This window comes from Streptomyces sp. SID5785, assembly GCF_009870065.1.
Taxonomy (GTDB): domain Bacteria; phylum Actinomycetota; class Actinomycetes; order Streptomycetales; family Streptomycetaceae; genus Streptomyces.
The window spans coordinates 1-11,401 of record NZ_WWIA01000619.1 but is presented as its reverse complement, the minus strand read 5'-3'; the positions used below and the strand labels follow the sequence as shown (position 1 = coordinate 11,401).

The window sequence follows — 11,401 nt, the reverse complement described above, 5'->3', positions numbered from 1 at the left end:
CTGCCCTCCGCCCGCGGCCGCTTCGGCATGTGCGGGCGGCTCGACGTGTACCGGGGCGACCCGGCCGGTCCGGTCGCCTCCGGGGCCGACGGCGCGGGGGTCAGAGACCCTCGGGGCCGGCGGTGGTCCAGCCCGGGGTCTGCGGATGCGCGCTGATGTCCTCGTGGCGCACCGCCTCGCCGCACGCCGCACACGTCACCACGGGCCGCAGGTCGTGCCCGCAGTCGTGGGCGAGGACCATCGGACGGTCGCCGTCGCGCAGGTGGCGGTCGCCCCAGGCCATCAGGGTCATCAGCACCGGTTCGAGCTCGAGGCCGGCCGGGGTCGGCCGGTACTCGAAGCGCTTCGGCCGCTCCTGGTAGGCGACCTTCTCCAGGACCCCGGCCTCGACCAGCCGCTTGAGGCGCGCGGCGAGGATGTCGCGGGGCGCCCCGATGTTGCGCACGAGCCGGTCGAAGCGGCCGTTGCCCAGGCACACCTCGCGGAGCACGAGCAGGGAGTGCTTCTCGCCCACCACGGCCAGGGTGTCGGCGATCGAGCAGGGGCGCGGGTCCTTGGCGGCAGCGGACATGCGCCCAGTGTAGGGCGATCCACCCTCATGGTTTGATTTTCAAATTCCAGGCGTCGGTGCGTCCTGAGCTCTCCCTCCTCCGGGTCCCGGCCGGGAGGGCCGCGTCGGGCGACGGCCGATGAGTTTCACCGCCGCCCGCGGTCCCCCTCACGTGCGGTGCGTGCCAGAGGCCGCCGTCGGGACCGGAAGGGGATCAGGAGCGCCATGAGGATCGTCGTGATCAACCACGTCACTCTGGACGGTGTCATGCAAGGACCCGGCCGCGCCGACGAGGACCGCCGCGGGGGGTTCACCCGGGGCGGCTGGGCCGCCGAGCGGGCCGGGGACGCCGCGATCACCCGGGCGTGGGGCGAGCGGCTGTCCGCGGGCAGCGGGTACCTCCTGGGGCGCCGCACCTACGAGGACGTGCTCGGCCACTGGAACGCGCAGGGCGGCCCGTTCCGCGACGCGCTCAACGGCGCGCCCAAGTACGTCGCGTCCCACACCCTCGCCGAGCCCCTGCCGTGGCCGAACTCCACCCTGCTCGGCGCGGACGTCCCCGCGGCGGTCGCCGAGCTCAGGAAGACCCCGGGCGGTGACCTGCACATCATGGGCAGTGGCGCGCTGATCGCGTCGCTGGCTCCGCTCGGTCTCGTCGACGAGTACCTGCTCTGCATCCACCCGCTCGTCCTGGGCGCCGGGCGCCGCCTGTTCGCCGACGGCTTCGCCCCGACCGCGTTCGACGTCGCCGACGCGACCCCCACGGCCTCCGGCGTCATCATCGCCTGCTACCGCCCCGCCTCCGGGCCGGAGCAGTAGGCGCAGGGCGCGACGTCGCCACGCGCGCGAGGTGCTCGGTCGACGGCGGGCGGCCCGGTCCTCAGCGTGCGCGCAACGCGTGCCGCTTGCGCCAGGCGACCACCGCACCGGCCAGCCCGGTCAGGGCGATGAAGCCCATCGCGACCAGGAACACCGGGGACGTGGGCGTCGAGGCGCGGGCGCCCGCCACCACGTACGCCGCCGTGTTGGGGATCGAGCCGAGCGCCGTCGCGAGAAGGAACGGGACCCAGCCCATGCGCGACACCGACGCGCAGTAGTTCGCCGCCCAGAACGGCACGCCGGGGAACAGCCGGGCCGCCATCATCGACCGGAAACCGTGCCGGCTGAGCTGGCCGTCCGCCGCCTCGAGCCAGCGCCCGCGCAGCAGCGGCCGCAGGGCGTCCTGCCCGAGGGCGCGGCCCAGGCCGAACGCGATCCCGGCGCCGAACACCGTCCCGCCGATCGCACCGGCCAGTCCCAGCTGCGACCCGAACAGCGCACCCGCCGCCAGGTTCAGGAGCGGCCGCGGCACGAAGGCCACCGTGCACAGCCCGTACGCCGCCGCGAACAGGACCACCGCCGCGGCCCCGTTCACCTCGGGCGGCCAGCCCTGCTGGAGCAGCCGTTGCGGTTCGAACAGGAGCACCGTCGTGGCCCCCGCCGCCAGCAGCACCACCAGGAGTGACAGCCGTGACCAGGGGGACAGGAGCGCCCTGGTGCAGCGCGCGGCGAACCCGGCGGGACGGGCGGGGACGGTCTCGAACATCCGGGGAGACTAACCGACCCCTCCGTAAGATCGCCGTAGGTTGTGTCTCACTTCTTCGGCTGTTCCGTACGTCGTCACCGATCCGTTCCGCCCGCGCCCGCCGCGGGGGAGGAGCACGCATGTCCGTCAGCGTCCCGCCGCCCAGCGCCCTCGCCGACACCCTGCTGGCCCGGCTGCCCGTCGTCTTCGGCGCCGCGGCCGACCCGGAACGCGCCGTGACGATGCGGCGCTACATGAAGGACGTCGCCCCCTTCCTCGGTCTCGCCCAGCCTGTGCGCAAGGAACGGACGCGCGAGGTCCTCGCGGGCACCCCGCGCCCCGACGCACACGACCTGACCGCCGTCGCCCTGCGCTGCTGGGAGCTGCCCGAGCGCGAGTACGCGTACTTCGCGATCGACTACCTGCGCCGGTACCGGACCCGGCTGACCTCCGCGTTCCTGCCGGTCGCGCGGCATCTGATCACCTCGCGCGCGTGGTGGGACACCGTGGACCTCCTCGCCGTGCACACCGTCGGCGGACTCGTCGCCGCGGACCCGGCGCTCACCGCCGACATGGACCGCTGGATCGGATCCGACGACATCTGGCTCGCCCGCACCGCCCTGCTGCACCAGCTGCGCCGCAAGGAGACCACCGACACCGGGCGGCTGTTCGCGTACTGCCTGCGCCGCGCCGGTGACCAGGAGTTCTTCCTGCGCAAGGCCATCGGCTGGAGCCTGCGCGAGTACGCCAGGACCGACCCCGACGCCGTGCGGGCCTTCGTCGCGGACCACCGTGACGTGCTCGCCCCGCTCTCCGTGCGCGAGGCACTGCGCGGGCCGGCTCGCTGAGCCCGACCGCGGGGCAACTGCCGCGCCCCGCACTGAAAATGGTTCGACGGCCGCCGCCGCATCGGCGATGATCTGCCTCATGTTCCGGCACGCCGCACACGCAGCTACGCCCGCAGTCGCGGGCGCTGCTCAGGCTGCCGCCCTCCTCGCAGCAGCCGTCGACGGCGCGCGACGCTGACCCTCTCCGGACATTCCGGCGGACCCCGCAGGGGGAGGGTCGGTACGGCTCAGGGGTCCCCGCCTCACGCACAGGAGGCCTCACTTTTCTGTTCCGGAAGGAACCCCCAGCCATGCCCAAGACGGCATACGTACGCACCAAGCCGCACCTCAACATCGGCACCATGGGCCACGTCGACCACGGCAAGACGACGCTGACCGCCGCCATCACCAAGGTCCTCGCCGAGCGCGGCGCGGACAGCACCACCCGGTACGTGGCGTTCGACCGCATCGACAAGGCGCCCGAGGAGGCGCAGCGCGGCATCACGATCAACATCGCGCACGTCGAGTACGAGACCGACACCCGGCACTACGCCCACGTGGACATGCCGGGCCACGCCGACTACGTCAAGAACATGGTCACGGGTGCGGCTCAGCTCGACGGGGCGATCCTCGTCGTCTCCGCGCTCGACGGGATCATGCCGCAGACCGCCGAGCACGTCCTGCTCGCCCGTCAGGTCGGCGTCGACCACATCGTCGTCGCGCTCAACAAGGCCGACGCCGGTGACGAGGAGCTGACCGACCTCGTCGAGCTCGAGGTGCGCGAACTGCTCTCGGCGCACGGCTACGGCGGTGACGCCGTCCCCGTCGTCCGCGTCTCCGGACTCCGGGCCCTGGAGGGCGACCCGCGCTGGACCGCCGCCGTGGACGCGCTGCTCGACGCCGTGGACACCTACGTCCCGCTGCCCGAGCGGTACGTCGACGCCCCCTTCCTGCTGTCCGTCGAGAACGTGCTGACGATCAGCGGTCGCGGCACCGTCGTCACCGGCGCCGTCGAGCGCGGCCGGGTCCGCGTCGGCGACCGCGTCCGCGTGTACGGGGCCGACGGGCGGGACGACCCGGAGACGGTCGTCACGGGTGTCGAGACCTTCGGCCGGCCGATGGAGGAGGCGCAGGCCGGGGACAGCGTGGCGCTGCTGCTGCGCGGCGTGGCCCGCGACACGGTGCGGCGCGGGCACGTGGTCGCCGAGCCCGGCAGCGTGCGGCCCGCGCGGCGCTTCACCGCGCAGGTCCGTGTCCTGTCGGCGCGCGAGGGCGGTCGCAGCACGCCGCTGTCCACCGGGTACCGGCCGCAGTTCCATCTGCGTACGGCGGACGTCGTGGGCGACGTCGACCTCGGCGCCGGCGGCGTCGCGCGGCCCGGCGACACCGTCACGATGACGGTCGAGCTGGGCCGGGAGGTGCCGCTCGAGTCCGGTCTCGGCTTCGCGATCCGGGAGGGCGGGCGCACGGTCGGCGCCGGCACGGTGACCGAGGTGCTGTGACCGCGGTGCGGTGACCGCGGGCCCCGGCCCCGGACGGTGCGGCAGCCGCCCGCCGTCCGGGGCCCGGCACAATGGGCGGGTGAACGCAGCCGCCGATCCCGAGCCCGTCCCCGTCACCCGTACGGTCGACCACGGCACCGCCAAGCTCCTGCCCGATGTCGACCGGCGCCGGGCCTGGCTGCTCACCGTCGACGGGGCGCCGCAGTCGTACGTCGACCTCGACGAACCGACGCACCTGGAGTTCGAGTACGCCCGGCGGCTCGGGCACGTCCTGGACTGCGCCGCCGCGCCGGGCCGCCCGCTCGACGTGCTCCACCTCGGCGGCGGCGCCCTCACCCTGCCCCGCTACGTGGCGGCGACCCGGCCCGGCGCGCGCCAGGACGTCGTCGAGGCCGACCGCGCCCTGCTCGCGCTGATCGCCGAGGAGCTGCCGCTGCCGGCCGGCGCGGGCGTCACGGTCCACGGTGACGACGCCCTCCGCCGGCTGGCCGGTGCGGCCGAGGACTCGGTGGACGTGCTGGTCGCCGACGTGTTCGGCGGCTCCCAGGTGCCCGCCCATCTGACGACGGAGGCCTACGCGCGCGAGGCCGCGCGGGTGCTCAGGCCCGGCGGGACGTACACCGCGAATCTCGCCGACGGCGCCCCCTTCGCCTTCCTCCGCTCCCAACTGGCCACGTTCGCCTCCGTGTTCGCGCAGCTCGCGCTCGTCGCCGAGCCTGCGGTCCTGCGCGGCCGACGCTTCGGCAACGCCGTCCTGGTCGCCTCGCAGGAGGCGATCGACGTCGCGGAGCTGGCCCGGCGCACGGCACGGGACGCGTTCCCCGCGCGCGTCGAGCACGGGGCCGCGCTGCGCCGCTTCGTCGGGCGGGCGCGACCGGTGACCGAGGAGGGGGCGATGCCGTCCCCGCTGCCGCCGGGCGGCTCGTTCAGCGTGGGGTGAGGTCCGCCGGCCCCGGAGCCGGAGCCGGAGCCGGAGCCGGTGCCTGGTCCGGTGCCGGGGCCACCGGGGCGCCGCCCGTGACCGGCGCGGGATCGAGGCGCCGCAGGTTGCGTACGTCCGGGACGAACAGGACCGCGGTGGTCGCGACGACGACGAGGGCCGCACAGCCCCACAGCGACTCCTTGCGGCCGAAGACGGCCTCGGCGGGGCCCGCGAGCGCCGTCGCCAGGGGGACCATCGCCACCGAGCCGAACCAGTCGTAGGCGGAGACCCGGGAGAGCTTGTCCTCCGGTATCTCCTGGTGCAGCGCGGTGATCCAGGAGACGCCGAAGATCTCGATGGTGACGCCGCTGACGAACATCACGGCGACCAGGACCGGCAGCGGCACCGGAACCGCGAGCGCCGCGGAGGGCAGGGCGAGCGAGAAGACCGCGAGCGACCCCGCGAACAGCAGCCGCTGCGGCTTCCAGCGCATCATCAGCAGACCGCCGAAGATCGTGCCGAAACCGAACGCGCCGAGCGCGAGGCCCCAGGGCCCCGCCCCGCCCAGTTCGTCGCGCGCGACCAGCGGCCCGAACACCGACTCCGCGGCGCCCACCACGGCGACCACCACGGAGAACTGGGCGATCACCGTCCACAGCCAGGGCCGGCCGACGACCTCGCGCCAACCCTCCCGGATGTCGGCGAGCAGCCCGCCGCCCGCCGTGCGCTCGGCGATGTGGCTGATGTCGAGGAAGGCGCGCAGCCCGCCCGCCACGGCGAACGCCGCCGCGTCGACCGCGAGCACCCAGCCGGGGCCCAGCGCCGCGACCATGGCACCGCCGAGGGCCGCGCCGCCCACCGCGGCGCCGGACATCCCCATGCGGAACAGGGCGAAGGCGCGGCTGGCCTGCTCGCCGGAGACGGAGGAGATGAGCATGCCCTCGGCGGCCGGGTTGAAGAACGCCTGGCCGGTGCCGCCGAGCGCGCTCAGCGCCAGCATCTGCCACAGCTGCGGATCGCCCTGGAGCACGAGCAGCGCGAAGGCGCCCTGCGACAGGAAGTTCAGTGCGTTGGCCGCGACCATGACGTGGTGGCGGGGCAGCCGGTCGGCGACCGCGCCGCCCACGAGCAGGAACACCACCAGGAACAGGGTGCGGGCGGCGGCCACGAGACCGACGTCACCGGCGTCTCCGCCCGCGTCGAGCACCGCGAACGCCGAGGCGATCAGGGCGCCGTGCGCGCCGAGCGTCGTCACGAACGCCGAGACGGCGAGCAGGGTGTAGTTGCGCCCCGCCCACGCCGGGCGGCGTGGGCGTCGTGGCTGGTCGGACGGGGAGGCGGCGGCTTCGGTCACTCAGGGACTATCGCCGCCGCACACCCGTGTCGACAAGTCCGTTCCCGGACGCCGGGCCGCGACGGCCGCTACTGGGCCTCGGGGTCCTCGTAGTAGCGCACGGTGTTGACGATCTTCTTGATCGTGGCGTCGGGCACCTCGCCCTTGACGCCCTTCGCGGCCCACAGGTCCCAGGACACGAAGTCGCCGACGCCGTTCTGGAAGGCGAAGACCATGGCCTTGCCCTCGCTCGCGCACTTGCCCTTCTTGGGGGTGCCCTCGGAGTGCGCCTCGATCAGGCTGCCCTTGATGCCCTGCTCGTTGGTGAAGTCCTGGGCCTTCTCGACCTTGACCGCCTTGGTGGAGGGCTCGGTGTACCCGCCGTAGATCCACCACGGGACGCGGTTCTCCGCGGCCTGCTTGGCGGTCTTCGCGCCGTTCTCCCCGCGGGTGCCGACGCCGGAGAGCGAGGTGTCCTCGTCGCGGCCGTCCTTGTCGGAGTCCTCGGTGCACCACTTGGACTTGTAGGAGGCGGGCGCGGAGACGGTGGTCGTCCCGTGCTCCTTCTTGCCGCCCTTGCCCTTGTAGTCGTACTCGAAGCCGATGATCTGGTCCGAGCCGCTGGAGCTGACCTCCCAGTCGGCGGGCACGTCGAACACGGTCTTGTGCTTGACGTTGACGACGGTCTGCCAGCCCTCGACGACCGGCTTGACCTCGTTGTCCCCGCCGCGCGGGTTCGCGCCGGCCGAGGCGCTCGCGCTGGCTTCGGCGCTCGCGGACTGCGACGCGGCGGGCGTCTTCTTCTCGGTCTTGCCCTTGGCGTCGTCGTCCTTGTCACCGCCGAGCACCAGGAAGCCCGTCACACCGGCGGCGACGACCACGGCCGCCGCGGCGACGATGGCGACGATCTTCGTCTGGTTGCCGCCGCCCCCGCCCTTCGGTGCCTGCGGGGCACCCAGCGGAGTCGTCGGCGCGTTCCACGCAGGCTGCTGCTGGTACGGGTTGGGCTGCTGCTGCTGGTACCCCGGCTGCTGGTAGGGGTTCGGCTGCTGCTGGTACCCAGGCTGCTGGTACGGGTTGGGTGTCGGCGGATTGCCGGGATTCTGCGGGTTGTTGGGATTGTTGGGATCCTGCGGGTTCTGCTCGCCCCCGGGCGGCTGCGTTCCTGGCCACATGGCCGTAAACGATAGAGGGTCACGGGCGCGCTGGTGTCCCTGCCCTGTACCGGACGTGCAACGGTTCGCGCGGGCGGGCCACGCGCGCGGGGAGCGCACGGCGTCCGGCCCGGGGATGGCCAGAAGGGCTACTCGTGGGTAACCTTCGCGGCATGAGCGCAGACCAGATGTCCATCGGCGACATGCTCGCCGCCACCGTGCCCATGGCCCGGACCCTGAACCTCGAGTTCCAGGAGACGACGCCCGAGAAGGCCGTCGTCGCGCTGCCGGACCAGGCGGACTACCACAACCACGTCGGCGGCCCGCACGCCGGCGCGATGTTCACCCTCGCCGAGTCGGCGAGCGGCGCCATCGTGATCGCCGCGTTCGGCGAGCAGCTCTCGCGCGCCGTGCCGCTGGCCGTCCGTGCCGAGATCGCCTACAAGAAGCTCGCCATGGGCCCGGTCACCGCGACCGCCACCCTCGGCCGCCCCGCCGCCGACGTCGTCGCCGAGCTGGACGCCGGCGAGCGCCCCGAGTTCCCGGTGAGCATCGCCATCACGCGCGCCGACGGCGCCGTCACCGGCGAGATGACCGTCGTGTGGACGCTGCGGCCGAACGGCTGAACCGTCCGAGCAGGTAGGCTTCCCGACGTGCGCGCCCCGGGGGAGCGCACGTCGGGGACACACCGCACGGGTACGGGAGGCGACGGCGTTGCACGTCCAGGAATGGCTCGACACGATCCCGGCGGTCGCCATCTACGCGCTGGTGGCGGGCGTCATCGGGTTCGAGAGCCTCGGCATCCCGCTGCCCGGCGAGATCGTCCTCGTCTCCGCGGCCCTGCTGTCCTCCCAGCACGGCGACGTGAACCCGGTCATCCTCGGCGTGTGTGCGACGGCCGGCGCCGTGATCGGCGACTCCATCGGCTACGCGATCGGGCGCAAGGGCGGCCGGCCGCTGCTGGCGAAACTGGGCGCCAAGTTCCCGAAGCACTTCGGGCCCGCCCATATCGCCACCGCCGAGCGGTCCTTCGAGAAGTGGGGCATGTGGGCCGTGTTCGTCGGCCGCTTCATCGCCCTGCTGCGCATCTTCGCCGGTCCGCTGGCCGGGGTGCTGCACATGCCGTACTGGAAGTTCCTGGTCGCCAACTTCCTCGGCGGAGTCGTCTGGGCGGGCGGCACCACCGCGGTCATCTACTACATCGGGGTCGTCGCCGAGGACTGGCTCAAGCGGTTCTCCTACGTGGGCCTCGGTGCGGCCGTCCTCTTCGGGATCGCCACCATGCTCGTCGTCAAGCGCCGGGCGGCCAAGGCCGCGGCCGCGGCGGACACCGAGCAGGACCCGGTGCCCGCCGCCGACTGACGGACTCAGGCCCCCGCCTCCGCGGACCGCCCGGGGCCCTCGTGGATCGTCCGGTGCTGACCGGCCAGCTCCACGTACACCGCACCGTTGAGCTGGATGCCCTCGCGCTCCTCCTGCGTCAGCTCGCGCCGCACCTTCGCGGGCACGCCCGCCACGAGCGAGCCGGGCGGGACGACCATGCCCTGCGGCACCAGCGCCTGCGCCGCGACCAGCGAACCGGCGCCGATCACCGCGCCGTTGAGCACCGTCGCCCCCATCCCGACCAGGCAGTCGTCCTCGATCGTGCAGCCGTGCAGGACCGCGTTGTGCCCCACCGAGACGCGCTCGCCGATCGTCACCGGGAAGCCGGCGTCGACGTGCACCGTGCAGTTGTCCTGGATGTTGCTGCCCGGGCCGAGCACGATCGGCTCGTACTCCGCGCGCAGCACGGCCCCGTACCAGACGCCGGAGCCCGCGTGCAGCGTCACGTCCCCGATCAGCGTGGCGTTCGGCGCCGTGAAGGCGTCCTGGTCCAGCTTCGGTTCCTTGCCGCCGAACCCGGCGACGATTGCCTCGTGGGCCATGCGTTCGTGCTCCTTGCCACTCGTGTACGTCCGCGTGCGCGGTGCCTGCGGCGCGCACGAGCGAACCGTACCCGTGGGGTGAAGATCACAGGTCGTCGAGGTGGGGCCCTGCCGTACGGGTGAGTAACGTGGCGCCGTGCCCACGAACCGGAACGTGTTCTCGTCGCCGCGCGGGCGGTCAGCCCGGGGCGGGCTCGCCCATCGCGCCGTGCAGGCGGGCTGGCGCTGGATGCAGCGCCGCGGCGCCGTCACCGCCGAGCAGACCGGCGGCTACGCCTTCGGCGCCCTCGGGGCCGGGACCAAGCTCGCCTTCCCGCAGGGCACCGTGTTCGGCGAGCCCTGGATCCGGCTCGGCGCGCACTGCATCATCGGTGAGCAGGTCACCCTGACCGCCGGTCTGATGCCCGATCTCGACCTCGGCCCCGACCCGATCCTGACGCTCGGCGACGGAGTCGTCATCGGCCGCGGCAGCCATGTCGTCGCCGACACGACCGTCAGGATCGGCAGCGACGTCTACATGGGTCCGTACGTCTACATCACCTCCACCAATCACTCCTACGACGATCCCCACGAGCCCGTCGGCCGGCAGTGGCCCCGGATGGAGCCCGTCGAGATCGGGCCGGGCTGCTGGATCGGCACCGGCGCCGTGATCCTGCCCGGCGCCCGCCTCGGGCGGAACGTGGTGGTCGCCGCCGGAGCCGTCGTGCGCGGCACCGTCCCCGACCACGCCGTCGTGGCCGGTGCCCCCGCGCGCACCGTCCGCACCTGGGACGAGGAGGCGGGCTGGCAGCCGCCGCTGCGCACCCCGGCGCCCCGGCCCATCCCCACGGACGTCACCCCGGAGCAGCTGATCGCGCTCTCCGGGCTGGAGGACACGCCCTAGAAGGCCACCTGCAAGGCCCCCTGCAAGGCCCCTGCTCAGGGGCGCAGGGCGCGCGCCGCCACCGCCGTCACCGACTCCGTCAGCGCCGCGAGCGCGGGGGAGTCCAGCTTCCACTGCTGCCAGTACAGCGGGACGTCCACGGGGCGGTCCGGCGCCAGCAGCACCAGCCGGCCCGCGTCGAGCAGCGGCTCGACCTGCGCCTCGGGCAGCACGCCCCAGCCGAGACCGTCCGCCACCGCCGCGACGAACCCCTCCGACGTGGGCATCGCGTGCCGCACCCCCTGCGCCCCCGGACCGCCGATGCTCCGTACGAACCGGTCCTGGAGCACGTCGCTGCGGTCGAACGTCATCACCGGGGCCGCCGCGAGTCGCTCGCCGGGCGGGCCGTCGAGGTGGCGCCGCGCGAACTCCGGCGTGGCCGCCGCCAGATAGCGCATCCGGCCCAGCAGCCGCACCGAGCAGCCGGCCACCGCGTCCGGCGACGAGGTCACCGCCGCCATCACCAGCCCCTCGCGCAGCAGCTCCGCCGTGCGCGTCTCGTCCTCCCGGTGCAGCTCGAAGGCGATCGGCGGGTCCTGCGGGACGCGGGCGAGCGCGTCCAGGAACCACGTCGCGAGCGAGTCCGCGTTGACCGCGGCCGTCACCCGCGTCGCGCCGTCGTCCGGGCCCATGCCGAGGGCCGCGTGCGCGTCCCGCTCCAGCCGGGCCAGCTGGCGCGCGTACCGCACCACGACCTGCCCA

At 73.7% G+C, this 11,401-nt stretch carries 13 protein-coding genes; 7 read left to right on the top strand and 6 right to left on the bottom strand.

Going from position 1 to position 11,401, the window contains the following annotated elements; translation table 11 throughout:
* Positions 1 to 100: 100 nt before the first annotated feature.
* The gene (locus tag GTW43_RS20175) at positions 101 to 571 is read right to left on the bottom strand and encodes a helix-turn-helix domain-containing protein (protein ID WP_161303414.1); all 471 of its coding nucleotides are present in this window, start codon (positions 569 to 571) and stop codon (positions 101 to 103) included.
* A gap of 204 nt (positions 572 to 775) precedes the next feature.
* Between GTW43_RS20175 and GTW43_RS20170 the strand changes: the two genes are divergently transcribed.
* A complete protein-coding gene (locus tag GTW43_RS20170) occupies positions 776 to 1,369 on the top strand; it encodes a dihydrofolate reductase family protein (RefSeq protein WP_161303413.1) in 594 nt (197 codons plus the stop codon).
* A gap of 61 nt (positions 1,370 to 1,430) precedes the next feature.
* On the opposite strand, the gene GTW43_RS20165 is transcribed toward GTW43_RS20170, so the two are convergent.
* A complete protein-coding gene (locus GTW43_RS20165) occupies positions 1,431 to 2,135 on the bottom strand; it encodes a VTT domain-containing protein (protein WP_161303412.1) in 705 nt (234 codons plus the stop codon).
* 119 nt (positions 2,136 to 2,254) lie between these two features.
* Here GTW43_RS20165 and GTW43_RS20160 point away from each other — a divergent pair, with 119 nt between their 5' ends.
* The 3 genes from GTW43_RS20160 to GTW43_RS20150 all read left to right on the top strand — a co-directional run bounded on the left by GTW43_RS20160 (position 2,255) and on the right by GTW43_RS20150 (position 5,383).
* Positions 2,255 to 2,962 (top strand): DNA alkylation repair protein, encoded by a 708-nt coding sequence (locus tag GTW43_RS20160; protein ID WP_161303411.1) that lies wholly within the window; start codon positions 2,255 to 2,257, stop codon positions 2,960 to 2,962.
* A 290-nt stretch (positions 2,963 to 3,252) separates the two neighbouring features.
* Positions 3,253 to 4,443: an elongation factor Tu gene (gene tuf, locus GTW43_RS20155; RefSeq protein WP_161303410.1), complete on the top strand. Its 1,191-nt coding sequence runs from the start codon at positions 3,253 to 3,255 to the stop codon at positions 4,441 to 4,443.
* 79 nt (positions 4,444 to 4,522) lie between these two features.
* Positions 4,523 to 5,383 carry a fused MFS/spermidine synthase gene (locus GTW43_RS20150; protein ID WP_161303409.1) on the top strand — a complete coding sequence of 287 codons (861 nt, stop codon included), beginning with the start codon at positions 4,523 to 4,525 and terminating at the stop codon, positions 5,381 to 5,383.
* On the opposite strand, the gene GTW43_RS20145 is transcribed toward GTW43_RS20150, so the two are convergent.
* Positions 5,370 to 6,719, bottom strand: a complete 1,350-nt coding sequence (locus GTW43_RS20145; protein WP_161303408.1) for an MFS transporter — start codon at positions 6,717 to 6,719, stop codon at positions 5,370 to 5,372. The genes GTW43_RS20150 and GTW43_RS20145 overlap by 14 nt on opposite strands.
* Positions 6,720 to 6,787: 68 nt before the next feature.
* Positions 6,788 to 7,873, bottom strand: a complete 1,086-nt coding sequence (locus GTW43_RS20140) for a hypothetical protein (protein ID WP_161303407.1) — start codon at positions 7,871 to 7,873, stop codon at positions 6,788 to 6,790.
* Between the two features lie 167 nt (positions 7,874 to 8,040).
* On the opposite strand from GTW43_RS20140, the gene GTW43_RS20135 reads away from it, so the two are divergent.
* Both GTW43_RS20135 and GTW43_RS20130 read left to right on the top strand, forming a co-directional pair.
* On the top strand, positions 8,041 to 8,478 hold the full coding sequence (locus GTW43_RS20135) for a DUF4442 domain-containing protein (RefSeq protein ID WP_161303415.1): 438 nt from the start codon (positions 8,041 to 8,043) through the stop codon (positions 8,476 to 8,478).
* An 88-nt stretch (positions 8,479 to 8,566) separates the two neighbouring features.
* Entirely contained in the window at positions 8,567 to 9,214 is a 648-nt protein-coding gene (locus tag GTW43_RS20130; protein ID WP_161303406.1) for a DedA family protein, read from the top strand.
* Between the two features lie 5 nt (positions 9,215 to 9,219).
* On the opposite strand, the gene GTW43_RS20125 is transcribed toward GTW43_RS20130, so the two are convergent.
* Entirely contained in the window at positions 9,220 to 9,777 is a 558-nt protein-coding gene (locus GTW43_RS20125) for a gamma carbonic anhydrase family protein (protein ID WP_161303405.1), read from the bottom strand.
* Between the two features lie 136 nt (positions 9,778 to 9,913).
* On the opposite strand from GTW43_RS20125, the gene GTW43_RS20120 reads away from it, so the two are divergent.
* A complete protein-coding gene (locus tag GTW43_RS20120) occupies positions 9,914 to 10,660 on the top strand; it encodes an acyltransferase (RefSeq protein ID WP_161303404.1) in 747 nt (248 codons plus the stop codon).
* Between the two features lie 35 nt (positions 10,661 to 10,695).
* On the opposite strand, the gene GTW43_RS20115 is transcribed toward GTW43_RS20120, so the two are convergent.
* Positions 10,696 to 11,401, bottom strand: a 706-nt coding sequence (locus GTW43_RS20115; protein WP_161303403.1) for an ArgP/LysG family DNA-binding transcriptional regulator, incomplete at its 5' end; no start/stop codon positions are given.

Coding starts and splice junctions, on each gene's coding strand:
- GTW43_RS20165 (WP_161303412.1), bottom strand. CDS start 2,135: ATGTTCGAGACCGTCCCCGCCCGTCCCGCCGGGTTCGCCGCGCGCTGC.
- GTW43_RS20160 (WP_161303411.1), top strand. CDS start 2,255: ATGTCCGTCAGCGTCCCGCCGCCCAGCGCCCTCGCCGACACCCTGCTG.
- GTW43_RS20135 (WP_161303415.1), top strand. CDS start 8,041: ATGTCCATCGGCGACATGCTCGCCGCCACCGTGCCCATGGCCCGGACC.
- GTW43_RS20175 (WP_161303414.1), bottom strand. CDS start 571: ATGTCCGCTGCCGCCAAGGACCCGCGCCCCTGCTCGATCGCCGACACC.
- GTW43_RS20170 (WP_161303413.1), top strand. CDS start 776: ATGAGGATCGTCGTGATCAACCACGTCACTCTGGACGGTGTCATGCAA.
- tuf (WP_161303410.1), top strand. CDS start 3,253: ATGCCCAAGACGGCATACGTACGCACCAAGCCGCACCTCAACATCGGC.
- GTW43_RS20140 (WP_161303407.1), bottom strand. CDS start 7,873: ATGTGGCCAGGAACGCAGCCGCCCGGGGGCGAGCAGAACCCGCAGGAT.
- GTW43_RS20125 (WP_161303405.1), bottom strand. CDS start 9,777: ATGGCCCACGAGGCAATCGTCGCCGGGTTCGGCGGCAAGGAACCGAAG.